At 54.2% G+C, this 21,108-nt stretch carries 19 protein-coding genes, 1 tRNA gene, 1 other RNA gene and 2 pseudogenes; 3 read left to right on the top strand and 20 right to left on the bottom strand.

Annotated elements, in window-relative coordinates:
• Positions 1–332: 332 nt before the first annotated feature.
• The 5 genes from ssrA to secG all read right to left on the bottom strand — a co-directional run bounded on the left by ssrA (position 333) and on the right by secG (position 4,949).
• Positions 333–684, bottom strand: a transfer-messenger RNA (tmRNA) gene (ssrA, locus tag GT3570_RS14845).
• 365 nt (positions 685–1,049) lie between these two features.
• On the bottom strand, positions 1,050–1,517 hold the full coding sequence (gene smpB / locus GT3570_RS14850) for an SsrA-binding protein SmpB (protein WP_011232513.1): 468 nt from the start codon (positions 1,515–1,517) through the stop codon (positions 1,050–1,052).
• Positions 1,518–1,598: 81 nt separating this feature from the next.
• On the bottom strand, positions 1,599–3,875 hold the full coding sequence (gene rnr, locus GT3570_RS14855) for a ribonuclease R (protein ID WP_014196710.1): 2,277 nt from the start codon (positions 3,873–3,875) through the stop codon (positions 1,599–1,601).
• A 22-nt stretch (positions 3,876–3,897) separates the two neighbouring features.
• Positions 3,898–4,638 carry a carboxylesterase gene (gene estA / locus GT3570_RS14860; RefSeq protein WP_011232515.1) on the bottom strand — a complete coding sequence of 247 codons (741 nt, stop codon included), beginning with the start codon at positions 4,636–4,638 and terminating at the stop codon, positions 3,898–3,900.
• Between the two features lie 74 nt (positions 4,639–4,712).
• Entirely contained in the window at positions 4,713–4,949 is a 237-nt protein-coding gene (gene secG, locus GT3570_RS14865; RefSeq protein WP_011232516.1) for a preprotein translocase subunit SecG, read from the bottom strand.
• A 499-nt stretch (positions 4,950–5,448) separates the two neighbouring features.
• Here secG and GT3570_RS14870 point away from each other — a divergent pair, with 499 nt between their 5' ends.
• The gene (locus GT3570_RS14870) at positions 5,449–5,664 is read left to right on the top strand and encodes a hypothetical protein (RefSeq protein WP_011232518.1); all 216 of its coding nucleotides are present in this window, start codon (positions 5,449–5,451) and stop codon (positions 5,662–5,664) included.
• A 32-nt stretch (positions 5,665–5,696) separates the two neighbouring features.
• Here the strand turns inward: GT3570_RS14870 and GT3570_RS14875 are convergent, their stop codons facing one another.
• On the bottom strand, positions 5,697–7,196 hold the full coding sequence (locus tag GT3570_RS14875; RefSeq protein ID WP_062898915.1) for a carboxylesterase/lipase family protein: 1,500 nt from the start codon (positions 7,194–7,196) through the stop codon (positions 5,697–5,699).
• 356 nt (positions 7,197–7,552) lie between these two features.
• Here GT3570_RS14875 and GT3570_RS18550 point away from each other — a divergent pair.
• A pseudogene (locus GT3570_RS18550) lies at positions 7,553–7,708 on the top strand (IS4 family transposase); the annotation flags it as partial.
• A 152-nt stretch (positions 7,709–7,860) separates the two neighbouring features.
• On the opposite strand, the gene eno reads toward GT3570_RS18550, so the two are convergent.
• The 10 genes and pseudogenes from eno to GT3570_RS14925 all read right to left on the bottom strand — a co-directional run bounded on the left by eno (position 7,861) and on the right by GT3570_RS14925 (position 16,873).
• Positions 7,861–9,153 (bottom strand): phosphopyruvate hydratase, encoded by a 1,293-nt coding sequence (eno, locus tag GT3570_RS14880; RefSeq protein WP_011232524.1) that lies wholly within the window; start codon positions 9,151–9,153, stop codon positions 7,861–7,863.
• Positions 9,154–9,194: 41 nt separating this feature from the next.
• Positions 9,195–10,730, bottom strand: a complete 1,536-nt coding sequence (gene gpmI / locus GT3570_RS14885; RefSeq protein WP_020279529.1) for a 2,3-bisphosphoglycerate-independent phosphoglycerate mutase — start codon at positions 10,728–10,730, stop codon at positions 9,195–9,197.
• Positions 10,723–11,484 carry a triose-phosphate isomerase gene (tpiA, locus tag GT3570_RS14890; RefSeq protein WP_011232526.1) on the bottom strand — a complete coding sequence of 254 codons (762 nt, stop codon included), beginning with the start codon at positions 11,482–11,484 and terminating at the stop codon, positions 10,723–10,725. The genes gpmI and tpiA overlap by 8 nt, the downstream gene beginning before the upstream one ends.
• 61 nt (positions 11,485–11,545) lie before the next feature.
• Positions 11,546–12,730 carry a phosphoglycerate kinase gene (locus GT3570_RS14895; protein ID WP_062898916.1) on the bottom strand — a complete coding sequence of 395 codons (1,185 nt, stop codon included), beginning with the start codon at positions 12,728–12,730 and terminating at the stop codon, positions 11,546–11,548.
• A gap of 122 nt (positions 12,731–12,852) precedes the next feature.
• Positions 12,853–13,860, bottom strand: a complete 1,008-nt coding sequence (gene gap / locus GT3570_RS14900) for a type I glyceraldehyde-3-phosphate dehydrogenase (protein WP_011232528.1) — start codon at positions 13,858–13,860, stop codon at positions 12,853–12,855.
• Between the two features lie 41 nt (positions 13,861–13,901).
• A pseudogene (locus GT3570_RS14905) lies at positions 13,902–14,150 on the bottom strand (hypothetical protein); the annotation flags it as partial.
• 123 nt (positions 14,151–14,273) lie between these two features.
• A complete protein-coding gene (locus tag GT3570_RS14910) occupies positions 14,274–14,519 on the bottom strand; it encodes a glutaredoxin family protein (protein WP_014196719.1) in 246 nt (81 codons plus the stop codon).
• Positions 14,520–14,569: 50 nt separating this feature from the next.
• Complete coding sequence (gene rpoN, locus GT3570_RS14915) at positions 14,570–15,877, bottom strand: RNA polymerase factor sigma-54 (RefSeq protein ID WP_062898918.1); 1,308 nt, start codon at positions 15,875–15,877, stop codon at positions 14,570–14,572.
• 519 nt (positions 15,878–16,396) lie between these two features.
• Positions 16,397–16,561 carry a hypothetical protein gene (locus GT3570_RS18555; RefSeq protein ID WP_014196720.1) on the bottom strand — a complete coding sequence of 55 codons (165 nt, stop codon included), beginning with the start codon at positions 16,559–16,561 and terminating at the stop codon, positions 16,397–16,399.
• A 240-nt stretch (positions 16,562–16,801) separates the two neighbouring features.
• Positions 16,802–16,873 (bottom strand) — tRNA-Arg (locus GT3570_RS14925).
• A 314-nt stretch (positions 16,874–17,187) separates the two neighbouring features.
• Between GT3570_RS14925 and clpP the strand changes: the two genes are divergently transcribed.
• Positions 17,188–17,778: an ATP-dependent Clp endopeptidase proteolytic subunit ClpP gene (gene clpP, locus GT3570_RS14930; protein WP_011232532.1), complete on the top strand. Its 591-nt coding sequence runs from the start codon at positions 17,188–17,190 to the stop codon at positions 17,776–17,778.
• A 126-nt stretch (positions 17,779–17,904) separates the two neighbouring features.
• Here the strand turns inward: clpP and GT3570_RS14935 are convergent, their stop codons facing one another.
• The 4 genes from GT3570_RS14935 to rapZ form a co-directional block, all read right to left on the bottom strand.
• Positions 17,905–18,162, bottom strand: a complete 258-nt coding sequence (locus tag GT3570_RS14935; protein WP_011232533.1) for an HPr family phosphocarrier protein — start codon at positions 18,160–18,162, stop codon at positions 17,905–17,907.
• 14 nt (positions 18,163–18,176) lie between these two features.
• On the bottom strand, positions 18,177–19,139 hold the full coding sequence (gene whiA, locus GT3570_RS14940) for a DNA-binding protein WhiA (RefSeq protein WP_011232534.1): 963 nt from the start codon (positions 19,137–19,139) through the stop codon (positions 18,177–18,179).
• Between the two features lie 120 nt (positions 19,140–19,259).
• Positions 19,260–20,213 carry a gluconeogenesis factor YvcK family protein gene (locus GT3570_RS14945; protein WP_011232535.1) on the bottom strand — a complete coding sequence of 318 codons (954 nt, stop codon included), beginning with the start codon at positions 20,211–20,213 and terminating at the stop codon, positions 19,260–19,262.
• A complete protein-coding gene (rapZ, locus tag GT3570_RS14950) occupies positions 20,210–21,106 on the bottom strand; it encodes an RNase adapter RapZ (protein ID WP_011232536.1) in 897 nt (298 codons plus the stop codon). Before rapZ ends, GT3570_RS14945 begins: the two co-directional genes overlap by 4 nt.
• Between the last annotated feature and the right edge of the window lie 2 nt (positions 21,107–21,108).

Here is a 21,108-nt window from a genome sequence, read left to right on the forward strand (position 1 = left end):
CAAAGTGAGTGCCACTCTACATTCCCCGCCTCAATCATGATGATGTTCACCCCGTCGGTTACTATTTGAACTTTTTCAAGCGATTGAGTGGCGGAAATAAGCACTACTTCCAATATTTCATCAGCATCAAAGTCTTTAACGCAATCTGTTTCAAAATATGTTACATCTTCAAAAACAACGTACAATGCAAGGTAAAAACGCGGTGCAAAATCCGTGCAAAATTTTTTCGGATTCTATCGATCTCTTTAGGATTCCCCAAAAATGAAAAACGACCGCAAACGCGGTCGCATCAAGGGTTTCACGATTTCGCATCCGAACCGTTCGGATGTTGGAAATGGAGACGGTGGGAGTCGAACCCACGTCCAGAGGCATCGCCACTTAAGCATCTACGAGCGTAGTCGGTATATTTCGCTTCGCCGTCCGTTCCGCCTACCGACAGGCATCCCGGCGGCTAGCCTGGTTCGTCTCTTCCCTCATCCTCAGGCAGCGGATTTGGGCGTAGCCCGCTTCATATGAGCCCCTCGAACGCCACGCGGGCGATGGCGGGAGGAGCTAGCTGCAGCAATTAGGCAGCTAAAGCGTAGTTTTGTTTGCCAGTTATCTTTAGGTGACGTTTTTACGAGGACGTCCCCCTCGGCTCGCCGCTTAAGCTCGACCTACCCCTGTCGAATCCGGATCGTCCCCGCGGTGGCGAAGAAAGATCGGAATAGCGTAAGCGATGGATAACTGGCTGTTGCATTATTTATTATACCATGGCGATGCGCATTTTCAATGGGAATGTTTTCAACCCCGGTGAAAAACGGTCATTTTTGCCAAAGCGATGGAGTTCGCCAGGAAAGAAGAGCCGATGTTTCAATGCTTCTCCACTTGAGAAGATTCGATTGAGAACTGTTTTTCCCATACACCACCGACTCCCTATAAGGCTGGTGAAAAACGGGTTTTGCGCCCAGATCGGCGGCGCTGGACGAGAAAGGCATGTCGATCTGACAAAGTTTCTCTAATAGAAAAAGAATTGGGATCTCCCGTTTTTTCTTTGAATCACCAACCCTCTATAGTTTTTGCCGCTCGCGAAACGCCCGCTCGATTTCGCGCTGCGCTTCTCTCCGCTTCATGTCTTCCCGTTTGTCGTATTTTTTCTTCCCTTTGGCCACCCCGAGCTCCACTTTGGCAAAGCCGTTTTTAATGTACAGTTTGAGCGGCACGAGCGTATACCCTTGCTCTTTCGTGTAGCCGATCAGCTTGTTGATTTCGCGGCGGTGCAAAAGGAGCTTTCTCGTCCGCAGCGGATCATGGTTGTAGCGGTTGCCTTGTTCATACGGACTGATATGCATGTTATGGAGAAACACTTCCCCTTTTTCCACTTTGGCGAACGAATCTTTCAAGTTCACCCGGCCGTTGCGGATCGATTTGATTTCCGTCCCTTGCAAAACGAGGCCGGCTTCATACGTTTCTTCGATGAAATAGTCGTGGTGCGCTTTTTTGTTTTGGGCGATCACTTTTCCTTCGCCTTTGGGCATCCGTTTTCCCCCTCCTCATCGTAGCGTTTCTTATTTTACCAAAAACGAAAAAGAAGGAAAAGCCGCCCGTTCGGCTTTTCCTCACCGTTTTTTCTTTTTCTTCTTTTTCGCCTTCGCGCTGCGGTTTGAGCCGCTTTGCGCTTTCGGCTCCGCCTTCGCTTTTCCTTTCTTTTGCTTTTTCCCTTCAATGACGACCGGAGCGGCTTTCGCTTTCGGCGGACGGCGTCCCTTCATGCCGACGACTTCAAAATCGACGATCCGTTCGTCTTTGTTGACGTTGATGACGCGGACGGTGATTTCATCGCCGATGCGGTACATTTTCCCGGTCCGTTCGCCGATCAACGCGTAGTGGCGTTCGTCATAGCGGTAATAGTCGTCCGTTAAGTAGCTGACGTGCACCAAGCCTTCGATCGTGTTCGGCAGCTCAACGAACAAGCCGAAGTTCGTCACCGAGCTGATAATGCCGTCAAACTCCATCCCGATTTTGTCTTCCATAAACTCGGTTTTCTTCAGATCGTCCGTCTCCCGCTCCGCCTCAACGGCGCGCCGCTCCATATCGGAAGCGTGTTCGGCAATTTCAGGCAACTTTTCCGCCCATTTTTGCTGGGTGTCAAGATCCATCTGGCCGTTGATGAGATACGTCCGGATCAACCGATGGACGATCAAATCCGGGTAGCGGCGGATCGGCGACGTAAAATGGGTGTAAAACTCAGTCGACAGGCCGTAATGGCCGAGGCTCTCGGCGTCATAGCGCGCCTGCTTCATCGACCGAAGCATGACGGTCGAGATCACCATTTCTTCCGGCTCGCCGCGCACCGCTTCGAGAATTTGTTGCAAAGCGCGCGGATGGATTTGGTTGCCCGTTCCTTTCACGACATAGCCGAAGTTCGTGATGAACTCTAAAAAGCGCTGCAGTTTTTCCGGCTTCGGATCCTCGTGAACACGGTAAATAAATGGCACGTTCAACCAATGGAAATGCTCAGCCACCGTTTCGTTCGCCGCCAGCATAAACTCTTCAATCAACCGCTCAGCGACCGACCGCTCTCGCAAGACGACATCGTACGGCTTGCCGTTTTCATCGACAAGCACCTTCGCCTCCTTAAAATCAAAATCAATCGCCCCGCGCTTCATCCGCTTCGCCCGCAAAATGTCGGCAAGCTCAGCCATCAGCTCAAACATCGGCACAAGCGGCGCATATTTTTCCCGCAAGATTTCGTCTTTGTCAACGAGAATTTTATTGACATCGGAATACGTCATCCGTTCCGCCGTGCGGATGACGCTTGGGAAAATTTCATGGCGGACGACTTCTCCTTGCGGGGTGATTTCCATTTCGCACGAGAGCGTCAGCCGATCGACTTTCGGGTTGAGCGAGCAAATGCCGTTCGACAGCCGATGCGGGATCATCGGGATGACGCGGTCAACCAAATAAACGCTCGTGCCGCGTTCATACGCCTCGCGGTCAATAGGCGAGCCTTCCTCAACATAGTAGCTGACATCGGCGATATGAACGCCGAGCTTATAGTTGCCGTTTTCAAGCTTTGTCACGGTGACGGCATCGTCCAAATCCTTCGCATCTTCCCCGTCAATCGTGACGATCATCTCGCCGCGCAAATCGCGGCGCCCTTCCAAGTCTTTCTCCGTAATGACATCCGGCACCCGGTTGGCGTGCTCGATCACGTCTTCTGGAAATTGAAGCGGAAGGCCGTATTTATAGATGATCGCCAAAATGTCGACGCCCGGGTCGTTTTTATGGCCGAGAATTTGGACGACTTCCCCTTCAGCGCTCATTCGTCCTTCCGGGTACGAGGTGAGCCGGGCGACGACTTTATGCCCTTCGACCGCGCCGTTCGCCGCGTTTTTCGGGATGAAAATGTCATTGACGATCCGTTTGTCATCCGGGATGACAAAGCCGAAATATTTGCTTTCCGTGTACGTGCCGACGACCTCTTTCACCCCGCGTTCCAAAATGCGGACGATCGTTCCTTCGCGGCGCGCCCCGGATGAATCGGCTTGGACGCGCACAAGCACCGTGTCGCCATGCATGGCGTTTTTCAGTTCGGACGGCGGGATGAAAATATCATCCAGTCCCGGCTCCTCCGGTGTGACAAACGCGAATCCTTTCGGGTGGCCAATCACCTTGCCGCGCACGAGATTCATCCGCTCGGGCACGCCGTAGCGGTTGCTGCGCGTCCGGACGACAAGACCTTCCTCTTCCATGGCGACAAGCGTTTTGACAAACGTTTTAAACTCCTCAGCATCCGCAATCCCAAACGCTTCCTCCAGTTCCTCAACGGTCAGCGGTTTGTACGCCTCATCGCGCATAAACGTTAAAATGCGTTCGGCCAACACATGATCCATTGGCCATCCCCTCCTTTCTCCATTACCAATCTAACGATTCAAGAAATGCATAAATATCTTCATGCAGCTGATCTTTTTCTTGATCAAGCGTAATCACATGGCCTGATTGCTCATACCATTTGATTTGTTTGACCGGCGATTCAATTTCGTTATAAATGATGTTCGCGCTGTCTGGATTGATCATCTCATCATGGCGCGCTTGGACGACGAACGTCGGTGCATAAACCAAATCAAGGTGGGCGCGCACATCGGCAATGAGTTCTTGCAAGGCTTTCAACGTCTTCATCGGCGTTTGTTTGAACCGTTCCATTTCCTGTTCGATTTGTTCCTCTGATTTCCCTTCCCGCTTTTTATACTCGCGCGCATACTCGAGCACACCTTCGTACATCGTTTCTTCGCTTTTGATGTACATCGGCGCGCACATCGTCACAATGCCTTGTATAGGTACAGTGTAGCCTAATTTGAGAGAAAATACGCCTCCAAGCGACAATCCAGCCACGGCAATTTTTTCGTAGCCTTTGTTTTTCAAAAACTGATAGCCGTTCATGACGTCTTGCCACCAATCATCCGGTCCGGTGTGGACGAGCTCTTCCGGCGGCACGCCATGCCCTTTGTAAATCGGAGCGTGGCACGTATACCCTTTCGATTCCAAGAATCGCCCAAGCATCCGAACGTCGGCGGAATTGCCGGTAAACCCATGCAAAAGCAGCACCGCCCGCTCCCCGGCTTCAAAGAAAAACGGCTTCGGCGGAACAATTTTCATCATAGGTTCTCCTTCCTCTCTGGTGTGAAATAGAAAGGGCAGCCCTTCATTCTATGGACCGCCCCATGTTTGACTTATGATGGCTGTACGTACGTAACCAGGATCGTCAATACGAAAAACAAAATGGCCAATATGACCGTCACGCGCTGAAACACCGCATCGAGCCCACGGGCTTTCTGCTTCCCGAACAATTGCTCGGCGCCGCCGGTGATCGCCCCCGACAGCCCGGCGCTGCGGCCCGACTGCAGCAAGACAACCGCGATCAGCGCGATCGACACAATGACAAGCAGCGTCACAAGCAAGGCATGCATGCCTGACACCTCCAACGACCGACGTTGCAATAATTTCACTATACCATAGATCGCCGTTGGCGGCAACTGGCGGGACTGTCTCAACACGACGAAAGGCACAAATTCACTTTTTTGTGAAACATTAGATTGGAAAGCCCGTCATCTAAAAATTTTAAAAAAATACAAGCCAGAAGATGCTCAAATGGAGGAAATCGATGAAATCATTGACGAATGCCTGGCAAAAATCGCAACGTATCTGACCTGATCTGATCGGCCTGGAGGCAACGGAAGAATGGAACGGTGTTGAAGGAAAGACTGCGTTTCCTGTCTTTGCAAGACAGCTGAATCGGAGGGCGGGGGCCAAAAAAATTCCCTGCCTCTACCCCTTTGCATAGATGGGGGAACGTTTCATCCTCCATCTGCTTGACGCTCCATGCCTCGGGCGCGGTATGATCATTGTCGTCCGCAGCCGAAATACGTTACAATAGAAAGCAAATCGGCAACGACTGGAGGGACTTCAATGGCAAGACCGGACGAACGAGTCGTCATCGCGATTGACGGCTATCAATTCAAACGGGCGCGGGAGGCGAAGAAAGGGAAAATTTTCGTCACGTCGCCGATCGGGGCGAACTTTACGTTTGACGTCAACGTCATGCGGAAGCTGCTTGAGGCGATCGACCGCGACCCGGCGCTGGCGGAACAGTTCGGGCTTCCTTCACCGGGAGCAAACGAATAACAAAGGAACGGCGGTTGGCCGTTCCTTTTTCCTTATGCGCGCGTCATCCACGCCGCACGCTCGCAGCCAAACGGATCATCTTCGACATGGCTGGCGGCTGAAAAGACAAACACCGGTTTGCGCTCGTTCGTATAGATCGGCCACTTCTCTGGCAAATGCGCGCCGTTCGGGTCGCCGGTGCGGGCGAACGAAAGCCAGGCATAATGCATTTCGTTGGCGATCGCCTCGCGCTCCGGCCGATTGCCGACGAAATTCGCGACGCCCGGCTGATGGAGATTGTGAAACACAAACGGCAGCTCGAGCGCGTGGCATGCTTTCAGCTGTCCGCCGAACACCGGCGTCTCATAATCAAACCGGTACATGTACACATCCGCTCCGTGGGCCGCTTGGGCGTCCGCTGTCCGCAGCATCCCCTCGACAAAAACACGGTACGTCATGATGCGAAGCCACGTTTGCCAGTCGGGCGCCGACGGCTCCGCCGTCTCTGCATAATAGCGAATCGCCGCCTCCGGCACGGGCCCGACTTCACGGTTGATCCGGTCAAGCAGTTCTTTTTCGCCAAGCTTTGTCCACGATGGATCCGTCAAGGTAAACAGGTTGTACTCGTCTTTCGTGACGCCGATGAGAATCGGAATGCCGCTGGCCGCCCCATCGCAGAGCGCTTCGATCGGATGGCGGCGCAATACGCGGCCGTCCACCACCGGACCGTACATGATTCCTGGGCCGAGCGACAGCGCCGACCGCAGCAGCTCCTCGGCGGGAATCGACAAGAGCCGGCCGCGGTCGCCCGGACGGATGCCGGCGCGCTCGAGAATGCGCTCGGTCATCGCCATGGCGGTCTTGGGCGAACGGAGGAGAAGCGCTCCCGAACCGCTTTGCAAAATGGCGCGCCGAAACAGCCCGCTGGCCTCCGAAAGCGACAACAGCACGCCGACGCTCGCCGCTCCGGCCGATTCACCGAAAATCGTGATGTTGTCCGGATCGCCGCCAAACGCCTCAATGTTCTCCTTCACCCAGCGCAACGCCGCCACTTGATCCAAAATGCCGAGATTCCCGGCTTGCGCGTACGCTTCGCCAAACAAATCCCCCAGATGCAAAAAGCCAAACACGTTCATTCGGTAGTTGATCGTCACGACAACGACATCGCCGTGTTTCGCCAACGCCGTCCCATCATACCACGGCGAAGAACCCGAACCGAACAAAAAGGCGCCGCCATGAATCCAAAACAACACCGGGCGCTTCTTCCCATCCGCCGCCGGCGACCAAATGTTCAAGTACAGCCCGTCTTCGCTTGGCGCCTCGCTCATCCGCCCGAGCAATCCGCTGAAAATCGGATCCGACGGCTGCATGACCGCGGGGCCAAACGCGGCCGCCTCACGCACCCCATCCCACGCATCGGGCGGTTCCGGCGGCAGAAACCGGCGCTCACCGACCGGCGCTTTCGCATACGGAATTCCTTTCCAAACGAAAACGCTTTCATTCGTCCCCCCGCGCAACCGTCCATACCGCGTCTCGACAATCATTTGTTCCATCCCCATCCCCTTAATATTCTGATGATTCAAAAATATTATAAACGAACAAACCACCTCCGTCCATTGCTTTGTCCTATGCGGGACAATGTCAGCTCATTTGAATAGGAAAGGGAACAGCACCTAAAGATTTCTTACTTTCCAGGCCAAATTGGGCGATGATGAGCCCTATCATACTAAGCATCGATGGTTTCGTTCCAGGCGTGTTGATTAACCAATAATATCCATAAAAATCATAGAAAAAAGAGCACCTCTCCTGTAGAATGTAAGTAACGACGCAAACAAACCTAGGAGGCGCTCTCTGTGCACAAGCATACCACACTCCCAAATTTGATGCAAAAAATCGTTTCTGATGAGGATCGGATTTTACTTGTCAATTCGGAACAAAACAATGTCGTTCCAAAAAGCGCCATCGCGTCGTGATCTTTCAGGATGCGAACGAGCATGACATCCGTGTGGTCACGAACCTCTTGAAGGCATCGGCGGAAAAGATTGCCGAGATGTATCAAGCGCGTCATCATAAAACGACTATTTACGATCCCATCTGATGAAGAGGCGCAGCTTTCCTGAATGCGTCAAGACGTCTTGATCACCGCCAGCCATTCGATTCTCTTTTCGCCTCCGTCAAAACGACAGGCGCCCCCTCCGTTGGGGACGCCTGTTCCCGTTATTTTTTCAAATTGTAAAACGAGCGGATGCCTTGGTAAATGGCCGTGTGGCCGAGTTCATCTTCAATGCGGAGCAGCTGGTTGTATTTCGCGACGCGGTCGGTGCGCGACGGCGCGCCCGTTTTGATTTGGCCGGCGTTGGTGGCGACGGCGATGTCCGCGATCGTGCTGTCTTCCGTTTCGCCGGAACGGTGCGAGACGACGGCGGTGTAGCCGGCGCGTTTCGCCATTTCGATGGCGTCAAACGTTTCGGTGAGCGTGCCGATTTGGTTCACTTTGATCAAAATCGAGTTGCCGACGCCTTTTTCAATGCCTTCGGCCAGTTTTTTCGTGTTTGTGACAAACAAGTCGTCGCCGACAAGCTGGACTTTTTTGCCGAGCCGCTCGGTCAGCAGTTTATGGCCTTCCCAGTCGTTTTCATCGAGCCCGTCTTCGATCGAGATGATCGGATATTTCGATACAAGCTCTTCATACCAAGCGACCATTTCTTCCGACGTTTTCACAACGCCTTCGCCTTCAAGATGATATTTGCCGTCTTCTTTGTTGTACAGCTCGGACGAGGCAACGTCCATCGCGAGCATCACTTGTTCGCCCGGTTTGTAGCCGGCTTTTTCGATCGCTTCGATGATCGTTTGCAGCGCTTCTTCGTTCGATTTCAAGTTCGGGGCGAAGCCTCCTTCATCGCCGACGGCGGTGTTGTAGCCTTTCGCTTTCAGCACCGCTTTTAAGCTGTGGAAAATTTCCGCCCCCATGCGCAGCGCTTCGCGGAAGCTTTCCGCGCCGACCGGCATGATCATAAATTCTTGAATGTCGACGTTGTTGTCCGCATGCGCGCCGCCGTTTAAAATGTTCATCATCGGCACCGGCAGCGTTTTGGCGTTAAAGCCGCCTAAGTATTGGTACAGCGGCAGGCCAAGCTCGTCCGCTGCCGCGCGGGCCACGGCGAGCGAGACGCCCAAAATGGCGTTGGCGCCAAGCTTGCTTTTGTTTTCCGTGCCGTCTAATTCAATCAGCTTCCGGTCGATCGCCACTTGGTCGGCGACCTCCAGGCCGATGATTTCCGGCGCGATGATTTCGTTGACGTTTTCGACCGCTTTTAACACCCCTTTGCCGAGGTAGCGGTTTTTATCGCCGTCGCGCAGTTCGACCGCTTCATATTCCCCGGTCGAGGCGCCGCTCGGCACCAAGGCGCGGCCGAAGCCGCCGTCTTCTGTGTACACTTCCACTTCCACCGTCGGGTTGCCGCGCGAATCGAGCACTTCGCGAGCGTAGACATCGATAATGGCAGACATGGGAACACACTCCTTTTCGTATCGTTTTCTCAAGATCATCATTATTTGACAATCAACGATTTCCCCGTCATTTCTTTCGGCTGCGGCAAGCCGAGCAAATCGAGCATCGTCGGCGCCAAATCGCCTAAGATGCCGCCGTCTCTAAGCTTGATGCCTTTTTTCGTCACGATGACCGGCACCGGATTCGTCGTATGAGCCGTTTGCGGCTTGCCGTCCGGCGTCAATACTTCATCGGCGTTGCCGTGGTCGGCGGTGATGATGGCGATGCCGCCTTTGGCCAAAATGGCATCGACGACTTTGCCGAGGCATTCGTCCACTGCCTCCACCGCCTTGATCGTCGGTTCGAGCTTGCCCGAATGGCCGACCATATCCGGGTTGGCGTAGTTCAAAATGATCGCATCGTACTTATCGGCTTCAATTTCCTTGAGCAGCGCATCGGTCACTTCATAGGCGCTCATTTCCGGCTTCAAGTCATACGTCGGCACTTTCGGCGAGTTGATCAAAATCCGGTCTTCGCCTGGAAATTTCTCTTCGCGGCCGCCGCTCATAAAAAACGTCACGTGCGGATATTTTTCGGTCTCGGCGATGCGCAGTTGGCGCAGTCCGTGCTGCGACAGCACTTCCCCAAGCGTGTTGTCAAGGTTCGTCGGCTTGAACGCCACGTACCCTTTCACCGTTTCGCTGAAATGGGTCAAGCAGACAAAGAACAAATGCTTCGGATGTTTCGGGCCGCGGTCAAACTCGCGGAAATCTTCGTTCGTAAACGTGTTTGAAATTTGGATCGCCCGGTCAGGGCGGAAATTATAGAAGATAATCGCGTCATTGTCTTGAATCGTCGCCACCGGCCGACCGTCTTCGCGGACGATGACCGACGGCAGGACGAATTCGTCGTAAATGCCGTGTTTGTACGAGTCCTCGATGCATTCGAGCGGATCGCGGTACGTCGGCCCTTCCCCGTACACCATCGCCCGATACGCCTTTTCGACGCGGTCCCACCGCTTGTCGCGGTCCATCGAGTAGTAGCGTCCTGATAAGGTGGCGATTTCGCCGACGCCGTATTCTTTGATTTTTTCCTGTAGTTCTTTAATGTATTGCGGCGCCGTTTGCGGGCCGACGTCGCGGCCGTCCAAAAAGCCGTGGATGTACACGCGTTTTACGCCTTCTTTCGCCGCCAAGCGCAAGAGAGCGTACAAATGGTGAATATGGCTGTGCACCCCGCCGTCGGAAAGCAAGCCGAACAAATGCAAGCTTGTCCCATGTTGTTTCACATGGTTCATCGCCGCCAAAAACGTTTCATTTCGGTCAAACTCGCCTTCGCGAATGGCAATGTTGACCCGCGTTAAGCTTTGGTACACAATGCGCCCGGCGCCGATGTTGAGATGGCCGACTTCCGAGTTGCCCATCTGCCCTTCCGGAAGCCCGACCGCCTCGCCGCACGCCTTGAGCGTTGTGTGCGGGTATTCGTTCCAATAGCGGTCAAAGTTCGGTTTGTTCGCCTGAGCGACCGCATTGCCGTACGTTTCGTCGCGCAGCGCAAATCCGTCTAAAATGATGAGCGCAACCGGTTGTTTACTCATGGCGGCCCGCCTCCACCAATTGCAAGAATGAAGCCGGCTCGAGGCTCGCCCCGCCGACTAAGGCGCCGTCGATCTGTTCTTGCGCCAAGAAGTCGCGGATGTTGTCCGGTTTGACGCTGCCGCCGTATTGAATGCGGATCGCTTCCGCCGCCTCCGGGCCAAACAGGCGCGAAACAACCGAACGGATATGGCCGCAGACGCTGTTGGCGTCTTCCGGTGTTGATGATTTGCCCGTCCCGATCGCCCAAATCGGCTCGTAAGCGATGACCGCTTGCTTCACTTGTTCCGGCGTCAAGCCGGCGAGCGCTTTTTCCACTTGCGAGGCGACAACGGCGTTCGTCTGCCCCGCTTCCCGCTCCTCAAGCGATTCGCCGCAGCAAATAATCGGTATAAGCCCGCGGGTGAAGGCGGCCAACACTTTTTTGTTCACGGTCTCATCTGTTTCGGCGAACATTTGCCGGCGCTCCGAATGGCCGAGGATGACGTACGTGACGCCGAGGTCTTTCAGCATGACCGGGCTCACTTCGCCTGTGTACGCCCCTTGATCGGCAAAGTGCATCGTTTGCGCCCCGATTTTTAAATCCGTGCCGTCTGCCGCTTGCACCAACCGATCCAAAAAGAGAAACGGCGCGCAAACGACGGAATCGACTTCGTCGGCCGGCGGCACGTGCCCTTTTACGTTCTCGACAAATTGAACAGCTTCCGCCAATGTTTTATGCATTTTCCAGTTGCCTGCAATGATGCGTTTTCTCATCGTTCACCCTTCCTTTCAATGGGCGGCGTCAGCCGCCATGCGCCCAATCCGGCGCCGTGGGTCATTTGTCTTCGAGCGCGACGACACCCGGCAGCTGTTTTCCTTCCATAAACTCGAGCGAAGCGCCGCCGCCGGTGGAGATATGATCCATTTTGTCGGCCAAGCCGAATTTCTCAACCGCCGCCGCCGAATCCCCGCCGCCGATGACCGAATAGGTGTCGGGCGCTTCCGCCAGTGCTTCGGCGATCGCTTTTGTCCCATGGGCGAACGCTTCCATTTCAAAGACGCCCATCGGGCCGTTCCAGACAACGAGCTTCGATTGACGAATGACATCGCGGTACAATTCGCGCGTTTTCGGGCCGATGTCAAGCGCCTCCCAATCGCTCGGAATGGCGTCGATGGCGACGACTTTCGTGTTGGCGTCGTTCGCAAACCGGTCGGCGACGACCACGTCCACCGGCATATAAAAACGGACGCCTTTTTCTTTCGCCTTTTCCATAAACGATTTGGCGAGTTCGATTTTGTCCTCCTCAAGCAGCGACTTGCCGACGTCATGGCCGAGCGCTTTGACGAACGTATACGCCAGTCCGCCGCCGATGATCAAGTTGTCGACTTTTTCAAGCAAATTGTCGATGACGCCGATTTTGTCTTTCACTTTCGCGCCGCCGATGATCGCCGTAAACGGGCGGTCCGGATTCGAGAGCGCTTTGCCGAGCACTTCGAGTTCTTTTTCCATCAAAAACCCGGCCACCGCAGGCAAGTAATGGGCGATGCCTTCCGTCGACGCATGAGCGCGGTGGGCGGCGCCGAACGCATCGTTGACATACAGATCCGCGAGCTCCGCAAACGCTTTGGCCAGCTCTGGATCGTTTTTCTCTTCGCCAGGGTAAAAACGGACGTTCTCAAGCAAGAGCACGTCGCCTTCGTTCAAACGGTCGACCGCCGTTTTCACCTCATCGCCGACCGCTTCATTCGTTTTGGCGACCGGCCGTTCAAGCAGCTCGCCGAGCCGCTTCGCAACGGCATCCAAACGCAATTCTTCGACCACTTTTCCTTTCGGGCGGCCGAGGTGGCTCGCCAAAATGACTTTCGCCCCGTGCTCGATCAAATAGCGGATCGTCGGGAGTGCGGCGCGAATGCGCGTGTCATCGGTGATGGCGCCTTGCTCCATCGGAACGTTGAAATCGACGCGGCAAAAGACGCGCTTTCCCCTCACCTCAACGTCGCGGATCGTCTTCTTGTTCATCGTTCGTGCCCCCTTTTGGCTGCAGTTTGGACAAAGGAAAAGGAGTGGGGATCATTTCCCCGCTCCCCTCCATTTCCCTATTATAGACTTGAACGGATGGAAAACTCAACGCCAAGCTGGTTTTACAGCCCTTTCGAGGCGATGTAGGCGGCCAAGTCGACGACGCGGTGCGAATAGCCCGTTTCGTTGTCATACCACGAAACGACTTTCACCATTTTGCCTTCAATGACCATTGTCGACAACGCGTCGATCGTCGACGAAGCGGTGCTGCCGTTGTAGTCGCGCGACACGAGCGGTTCTTCGCTGTAGGCCAAAATGCCTTTCAGCTCGCCTTCCGCTGCTGCTTTCAACGCGGCATTCACTTCTTCGACCGTCACTTCTTTTTCCAATTCCGCCACCAAGTCGACAACTGATACGTTCGGCGTCGGCACGCGCATTGCCATGCCGTTCAATTTGCCTTTCAGTTCCGGCAAGACAAGCGCAACAGCTTTCGCCGCCCCGGTCGTCGTCGGAATGATCGATTCCGCGGCCGCGCGAGCCCGGCGCAAATCTTTATGCGGCAAGTCCAAAATTTGTTGGTCGTTTGTGTACGAGTGAACGGTCGTCATCATGCCGCGGACGATGCCGAATTTTTCATGCAGCACTTTGGCAAACGGCGCCAAGCAGTTCGTCGTGCACGAAGCGTTCGAGATGACATGATGGGCTTTCGGATCGTATTTGTCTTGGTTGACGCCCATGACGATCGTAATATCCTCGTCTTTCGCCGGTGCGGAAATGATCACTTTTTTCGCACCCGCTTCCAAATGTTTGGCGGCGTCTTCGCGTTTCGTGAAGCGGCCGGTCGACTCAACGACGATGTCAACGCCGATCTCGCCCCACGCCAAGTTCGCCGGATCGCGTTCCGCCTTGACGATGATTTCTTTGCCGTTGACGACCAAGTTGTTGCCGTTCACCGACACTTCGGCATCCAGACGGCCATGGACGGAGTCGTACTTCAACAAATGAGCAAGCGTATTCGCATCGGTTAAATCGTTCACCGCCACCACTTCAATGTCCGGGTTTTTCAATGCCGCGCGGAAGACGTTGCGTCCGATGCGGCCAAATCCGTTGATTCCCACTTTGACTGCCATCCTTATTTTCCTCCTTGCGATTGGATTGTATCAGCAAGGGAGGTATGAAGGAGCGCCTGGCCTTCCTCCGTTAACCGCATGCCCGACACATCGGCGGAAAGCAAGTTTTGTCCTTTCAAAAATTCTGTTTCCGACCGGAGCACCCGCTCACTCATGCCGAGGCTCGCCGCCAGCGCCCGCCGCCCGATCGGCGCCATAAGCGAAATGGAGTGCAAAATTTGATATCGTTTTTGCATAACGTCAAGCAAGTCAGGCAATAATTTTTTTTGTGCCTCCAATAACGGCTGCATGGATCCTTTCTCCTCGATTGAATATAGGGACATCTTATGTCCCGGTATGACATATTATGTCCCGCAGTGCCATAAAAAATTCCTCCCGCGCCATTTTCATTATAGCAGGAGGACGATAGCCGTTCAACTGTTTTGCGCCCGCCGCAACCGTTTTCTCACCGCTTCTTTTTCAATCGCTCCCCAGCCGATTTCTTCGCCATCCAATTCCACAACCGGGATCATCAGCTGATATTTTTCCAGCAGTTCATCATCTTTGTAAATATCAATTTCTTCCAGCGTAAACGAATAGTCCGCCCGCAGCTCCGTCAAAACGGCTTTCGCTTTGTCGCAGAGCGGGCAATTGGTTTTCGTATACAATCGGATATGCATTCATTTCTTCCTCTCTTTCTACAGCAGTTGCCGTTTCGATTGGCCGCCCGTTACGGCAGGCCGATATATTGCCTCCGCTTTGCCGAAGACGGGATGCGCAGCTGCTCGCGGTATTTGGCGACTGTGCGGCGCGAAATGGCGATGCCGTGCCGATCGCGAAGCAAATCAGCAAGCTGTTGGTCAGACAGCGGCGCCCGCCGATCTTCCTCGGAAATAAGGGCCTCAATGATCGCTTTCACGCGGGCGGACGATGCCGCTTCATCCCCTGCGGCCGTCGCGGCGTTTGAAAAGAAACGGCGCAACTCCACGGTGCCAAACGGCGTTTGCACATATTTATGCCGGACCGCGCGGCTCACCGTCGATTCATGAACGCCGAGCTCCTCGGCCACCTCGCGCATCGTCATCGGCTTGAGCGCCGAAATCCCAAACTCCAAACACGAGCGCTGGCGGTCGATGATGACGGCCGTCAAATGGAGAAGCGTCTGTTTCCGTTGCTCCAAACTTTTCGCGAGCCATGTAAACTGCCGATATTTTTCTTTGATAAACTGTTCGGCATGCCGGTCGCCGGATGCAGCGATGCGCCGCTCGTAATCCCGATTCCATCCGAGCTCCGGATGGATGTCATCATTATAGGCGGCCATCCAGTCCCCTTCCGCCCCGCGGACGACGATGACATCCGGCACGACCAAAGGCGGTGTTTCGCTCGAATAGTGAATGCCTGGCCGCGGCTCGAGTGTGCGAATGAGCTCGAAGACGCGTTGCAGTTCGCCAAGGCTGACGCCAAGCTGCTTGGCCAGCGTTTTCCACGACTTTTCCGCAAAGGGGACAAAATGGTAGCGGACGATCATCTCCGCCAGCTCGTCACGCTCAGGAAGACGTTCAAGTTGCAGCAAGAGGCATTCCGCCAAATCGCGGGCGCCGACTCCCGGCGGGTCGAGCGACTGCACAAGGCGCAGCCCCCGTTCCATCTCTTGTTCCGATGCGGAAAACCGCGCCGCCAGCTCGGCAAGCGGTACGCGCAAATAGCCATCCTCATCGAGCGAGGCAATGAGATAACGGACGATGCGCTCTTCCCGATCGGCCAGCTTCAACGCAGGCAGCTGAGAAAGCAAATGGCCAACAAGCGTCTCTGCGCGGGCGCCAATGTTCTCGAGCCATTGCTTTTGGTCTCTTTCTGTCCGGCTTGGCCGTTGCCGCACCCGGGTGCGGCGAATTTCCAAAAACGGGTTTTCCAGCGACTGTTCATATAAAAACGCTTCCAAATCCACTGCGGAATATTGCAACAGTTCAATCGCCTGCACAAGTTCCTTTGTCAGCGACAACTGCAGCCGCTGCTCTTGCCATAACTCCGCCCTCATCGTCACGCCTCCCTTTCTTTTATTGTACACAACGGGAGCGGGAGGGGGTAGGAGAAATTTTTGACGGCGGAAAGCGGCCTTGGCGACCGCCCGAACCGGCGCCTGTTCAGACGAAAAAACCCAATGCCCCGCCCGAGCCCTTGATTTGGGAACCCTCTCGAGGAAAGCGGCGCGTCCGCTGCTGATCTAAAAGAAAAACAGCCGCCTAGGCGGCTGTTTTGCCTCGGCAGGATTACAACCATATACCAAGTATATGTTTTTTAACCTAAGGGTCTTTATTCCTTCCCATTTCCTCCTCACCGCCCCGCGCACTCGTTTATACGTATCGCGCCGGACCCCATGATCTCCATCCAGTCGCCCCAGGTCATTCCGTCCTTTTTCTTCATGTGGTTTAGCTTTTGTTATCGTTCAATACCTCGTGCAACTTCTACACGTGTATCACCTCACCTACAGCGCCGCCCAATCGGGTGACGCAACGGAAGGAGGATTCGGTTTGCACCTTTCACTTATTAGTGGCATTTACACGACAAAAAACAAAAAACTGTAGTCTGGATGAAGAAAGAGCGCTTCCAGATACTCCGTGGCGCCATACGCTTTGTCTGCGGACAAAGTCCGAATTGTGATCGACGGTTGGCGAAACCGAATCGAAGCCAGCTGCTCCAAACTCGTTTCCTGTTCCGCCATATTGTCACTACTCTGCAAACGTACTCGCATATTTTAGATGAGATGGAACAAAAAGAATCCCGGCAGGTCGACCTCGCGATGGAGGAGCTCTACCATGCAAAATAGTCGTGCAAAATTCGTACAAAATTTTTTCGGATTCTATCGTTTTTTTCGGGATTCCCAAAAAATGAAAAACGACCGCAAACGCGGTCGTATCAAGGGATTTGGGAATCTCAATCCGAACTTGTCGGATCGTTGGAACGCCCTCGGCAGGATTCGAACCCACGCTAAGAGAACCGGAATCTCTCGTGCTATCCACTACACTACGAGGGCATGGAAGTTCATGATTTCTCTATTTCGTTCCGTCGCATGTTCTATTATAGCAGGATCGTGCAAAAATGCAAGGGGAAAATGCAATAAAAAAACAGGAAAAATTAGGCCTTTGTTCCTTCCACATCAATGTCACCGCCACAGGCAACTGGTTAAAAAAATAAAAAAGCGGTTATGATGAAAAGAGGGATGTTCCCGCTAGCCGCGAATATGTTATAAAGAATGGGGAAGGTCGTTTTGTTTGACCTTCATTGACCATTCGTGTATGATTAAGGCGTACATATTGATCCATTAGGATGGAAAAGGAGGCGTTTTTGATGTATTTGATTCCGACTGTCATCGAACAGACGAACCGTGGGGAGCGGGCGTACGACATTTATTCGCGCTTATTGAAAGACCGAATCGTGTTCCTTGGCAGCCCGATCGACGACCAAGTGGCCAACTCGATCGTGTCGCAGCTGTTGTTTTTGGCGGCGGAAGACCCGGACAAAGATATTTCCTTGTACATCAACAGCCCGGGCGGCTCGATCACAGCTGGCCTGGCGATTTACGACACGATGCAGTTCATCAAACCGGACGTATCGACAATTTGCATCGGCATGGCCGCTTCCATGGGGGCGTTTTTGCTTGCCGCCGGTGCGAAAGGGAAACGGTTCGCCTTGCCAAACAGTGAAATCATGATCCACCAACCGCTCGGCGGCGCCCAAGGGCAAGCGACGGAAATCGAAATCGCAGCGAAGCGCATTTTGTTCTTGCGCGACAAATTGAACCGCATTTTATCGGAAAACACCGGCCAGCCGATCGAAGTGATCGAGCGCGATACGGACCGCGACAACTTTATGACCGCGCAAAAAGCGATGGAATACGGCATCATTGACCGCGTGCTGACGCGCGCTGATGAAAAATAAGGCATGCACACGTTGGCAGAACCGCTATAGAGCTGCGCCTGCACCGACATTGACGAAAAAAGGCTGCTTCCGACAAAAACGGAGCAGCCTTTTCCATTCCTTTCCCCGCCAGCCCCACACGCTGCTTTACTTTTCCTTTTGCACATAGGCGGCGAGCTTTTCGATCGCTTCTTGCTCATCCGGACCGTCGGCAATGAGCGTGATCACCGCTCCATGGCCGATGGCGAGGCTCATCAAGCCCATAATGCTTTTCGCGTTGACCCGTTTTCCGTCTTTTTCCAAAAACACATCAGCGGAAAAACGGTTCGCTTCTTGGACAAACAACGCCGCCGGGCGCGCCTGCAGCCCGGTTTTTAATTTCACTTCCACTTGTTTTTCCACCATTCTCCATCTCCCCTTTACAGCGATTTATGGAAATCGACCGGCTTTCCAGCCCGCAGCCGCTCCGCGATCTCATCAATTTTGCGCAGCCGGTGGTTGATGCCGGATTTGCTGATTTTTCCACCGGCAACCATCTCCCCGAGCTCTTTCAGCGTCACGTCTTGATGCTCGATGCGAAGTTTCGCGATTTCCCGCAGCTTGGCCGGCAGTGAATCAAGGCCGATCGTCTCGTCGATGTAGCGGATGTTCTCCACCTGGCGAAGCGCAGCGCCGATCGTTTTGTTCAAATTGGCGGTTTCGCAATTGACAAGCCGGTTGACCGAGTTGCGCATATCGCGGACGATGCGAATGTCCTCAAAGCGGAGCAGCGCTTGATGGGCGCCGATGATGTTCAAAAACTCGGCGATTTTTTCCGCCTCTTTTAAATACGTAATAAACCCCTTTTTCCGTTCCAACGTTTTCGCATTTAAAAAAAAGTGGCTGTTCATCAATTCGCATAACGCCCGGTTATGCTCCTCATACAGCGAAAAAATCTCCAAATGGTAGGACGACGTCTCCGGGTTGTTGACCGAACCGCCGGCCAAAAACGCGCCGCGCAAATACGAGCGCTTGCAGCATTTTTTCTTGACGAGCTCCGGGGAAATGTCATGGATGAGCGAAAAGTCGCCGTTGACAATGTGAAGTTCACGAAGCAAAGAAGCCGCACCGTCGGTCACGCGGACGATGTAGACGTTGTTTTTTTTCAAGCGCATTTTCTTGCGGACAAACAGCTCGACGGCGACATCGTAGCCCTTTTTCAATAACGTATAAATGCGCCGAGCGATCGCCGCATTTTCCGTCTGGACATCGATGGCCATTCGCCCGCCGGAAAACGACAGTGAACCGTTCATGCGCAAAAGCGCCGACAGCTCCGCGCGCAAGCAGCAAGGCTTCACCTCTAAATGGGTCAATTCCTTTTTCGTTTCCGATGCAAAAGACACGATCGCTCCACCTCCATTCGTTCCCCGCATCCGGCCGGTTGGAGGTGCCTGACTTTCGGCGCGGCCATCGGGAGCATCACCGCCCATAATGGCGCTTTGCGGCCTACTCGGGTCCCGCCTTTAACGGTGAGGGAGAAGCCCGAGAAGAAGGGCGGCGACTTTCGCCGTATTATGGCGAATGACCCCATCCTCGTACGTGACAATATCGTCGCGGATGACTTGCAACGAAAGCCCGCTGCTGTCGTCACGCACCGGCTCGGCCCGCTCCGCCTCGTAGCGGCGGCGGATCGCTTCCGGGATCGCTCCGCTGTTGATGATCACCGCGTCCAAAAACGGGCCGCCAAGATGAGCATGAAGCGCCTCCACATGGTCGCTCACCGTATAGTGCGGCGTCTCGCCGGCCTGAGTCATAATGTTGCATATATATACTTTTTTCGCCTTCGCCTTGCATACTTCCTGCCCGATTTTCGGCACGAGCAAATTCGGCAAGATGCTTGTGTATAGGCTGCCCGGCCCGATGACAATCAAATCGGCGCGGCGGATGGCATCAACCGTCTCCGGCAGCGGCTCAATGTCTTCCGGCGTTAAAAACACCCTCTTAATTTTTTTTCCCGCACTCGGGATTTTTGACTCGCCAGAGATGATGGAACCGTCTTCCATCTCCGCGTGCAAAACGACGCTTTTGTTCGCCGCCGGCAGCACCTGGCCGCGCACGTTCAACACTTTGCTCATCTCACGGATCGCTTTCACAAAGTCGCCGGTGATCGATGTGAGCGCCGCCAAAATCAAATTGCCGAGCGAATGGCCGGATAAGCCGTTGCCGTTTTGAAAACGGTGCTGGAACAGCTCGACAATGAGCGGTTCGACGTCAGACAGCGCGGCCAATACGTTGCGGACATCCCCGGGCGGCGGAATGTGCAGCTCATCGCGCAGCCGCCCGGAACTCCCTCCATCATCGGCGACCGTGACAATGGCGGTCAAATCCAATTCATGCTGCTTCAGCCCCCTCAGCAGGACGGGAAGCCCGGTGCCGCCGCCGATGACGACCAGTTTCGCTGCTCGTTCGTTTCTCATCGGTGTATGTCCTTTCTCCTCTCCATGTCCCGGTGCGAGACAACCGTTTTATAATCATCTGAAAAATGGCGGGCGATATATTCTGCGAGCGCCACCGAACGGTGCTGCCCGCCCGTGCAGCCGATGGCGATCACCAGCTGGCTTTTTCCTTCGCGCTGGTAATACGGCAGCATAAACGACAACAAGTCAATGAGCTTTTCCAAAAACTTTTGCGTTTCCCCCCACTTGAGCACGTAGGACGATACGTCGTCATCCAACCCGGTTTTCGGACGCATATGTTCAATGTAATGCGGGTTCGGCAAAAAGCGGACGTCAAACACCAAATCTGCATCAATTGGAATGCCGTACTTAAACCCAAACGACATGACGTTGATGGTAAACCCGGATTGAGCGTGCGATGAGAACTGGCGGATGATTTTCTCCCGCAGCTCGCGCGGCTTGAGCCCCGTCGTATCGTAAATGATCTGCGCCCGCCCTTTCAGTTCTTCGAGCAGCTTCCGCTCCAAACGGATTCCTTCAAGCGGGGGCTCGTTCGGCGCAAGCGGATGCGTCCGCCGCGTTTCTTTGTAGCGGGCCACCAACGTCGAATCTTGGGCGTCCAAGAACAACACCTGTGGGATGACCCACGCTTGCTCAGCCAGCTCATCGAGCGCGGCGAACAAATGATCGAAAAAGTCGCGGCTGCGCAAATCCATGACAAGGGCGACTTTGTTCATTTTATTCCCGGATTCTTTGACGAGCTCCAAAAATTTCGGCAGTAGCGTCGGCGGCAAGTTGTCAATACAAAAAAAGCCGAGGTCTTCGAAGCTTTGAATCGCCACCGTCTTTCCCGCGCCGGACATACCGGTGATGATGACGAGCTGAATCGGCTGCAGCGCCCCGTTTTGTCCCATCT

The organism is Geobacillus thermoleovorans, from assembly GCF_001610955.1.
Taxonomy (GTDB): Bacteria; Bacillota; Bacilli; order Bacillales; family Anoxybacillaceae; genus Geobacillus; species Geobacillus thermoleovorans.

What these genes read in the sequence shown, in the direction of transcription:
- smpB (WP_011232513.1), bottom strand. Translation starts at nt 1,517, where the DNA reads ATGCCCAAAGGCGAAGGAAAAGTGATCGCCCAAAACAAAAAAGCGCAC.
- rnr (WP_014196710.1), bottom strand. Translation starts at nt 3,875, where the DNA reads ATGGATCATGTGTTGGCCGAACGCATTTTAACGTTTATGCGCGATGAG.
- estA (WP_011232515.1), bottom strand. Translation starts at nt 4,638, where the DNA reads ATGAAAATTGTTCCGCCGAAGCCGTTTTTCTTTGAAGCCGGGGAGCGG.
- secG (WP_011232516.1), bottom strand. Translation starts at nt 4,949, where the DNA reads ATGCATGCCTTGCTTGTGACGCTGCTTGTCATTGTGTCGATCGCGCTG.
- GT3570_RS14870 (WP_011232518.1), top strand. Translation starts at nt 5,449, where the DNA reads ATGGCAAGACCGGACGAACGAGTCGTCATCGCGATTGACGGCTATCAA.
- GT3570_RS14875 (WP_062898915.1), bottom strand. Translation starts at nt 7,196, where the DNA reads ATGGAACAAATGATTGTCGAGACGCGGTATGGACGGTTGCGCGGGGGG.
- eno (WP_011232524.1), bottom strand. Translation starts at nt 9,153, where the DNA reads ATGTCTGCCATTATCGATGTCTACGCTCGCGAAGTGCTCGATTCGCGC.
- gpmI (WP_020279529.1), bottom strand. Translation starts at nt 10,730, where the DNA reads ATGAGTAAACAACCGGTTGCGCTCATCATTTTAGACGGATTTGCGCTG.
- tpiA (WP_011232526.1), bottom strand. Translation starts at nt 11,484, where the DNA reads ATGAGAAAACGCATCATTGCAGGCAACTGGAAAATGCATAAAACATTG.
- GT3570_RS14895 (WP_062898916.1), bottom strand. Translation starts at nt 12,730, where the DNA reads ATGAACAAGAAGACGATCCGCGACGTTGAGGTGAGGGGAAAGCGCGTC.
- gap (WP_011232528.1), bottom strand. Translation starts at nt 13,860, where the DNA reads ATGGCAGTCAAAGTGGGAATCAACGGATTTGGCCGCATCGGACGCAAC.
- GT3570_RS14910 (WP_014196719.1), bottom strand. Translation starts at nt 14,519, where the DNA reads ATGCATATCCGATTGTATACGAAAACCAATTGCCCGCTCTGCGACAAA.
- rpoN (WP_062898918.1), bottom strand. Translation starts at nt 15,877, where the DNA reads ATGAGGGCGGAGTTATGGCAAGAGCAGCGGCTGCAGTTGTCGCTGACA.
- GT3570_RS18555 (WP_014196720.1), bottom strand. Translation starts at nt 16,561, where the DNA reads ATGGCGGAACAGGAAACGAGTTTGGAGCAGCTGGCTTCGATTCGGTTT.
- clpP (WP_011232532.1), top strand. Translation starts at nt 17,188, where the DNA reads ATGTATTTGATTCCGACTGTCATCGAACAGACGAACCGTGGGGAGCGG.
- GT3570_RS14935 (WP_011232533.1), bottom strand. Translation starts at nt 18,162, where the DNA reads ATGGTGGAAAAACAAGTGGAAGTGAAATTAAAAACCGGGCTGCAGGCG.
- GT3570_RS14945 (WP_011232535.1), bottom strand. Translation starts at nt 20,213, where the DNA reads ATGAGAAACGAACGAGCAGCGAAACTGGTCGTCATCGGCGGCGGCACC.
- rapZ (WP_011232536.1), bottom strand. Translation starts at nt 21,106, where the DNA reads ATGGGACAAAACGGGGCGCTGCAGCCGATTCAGCTCGTCATCATCACC.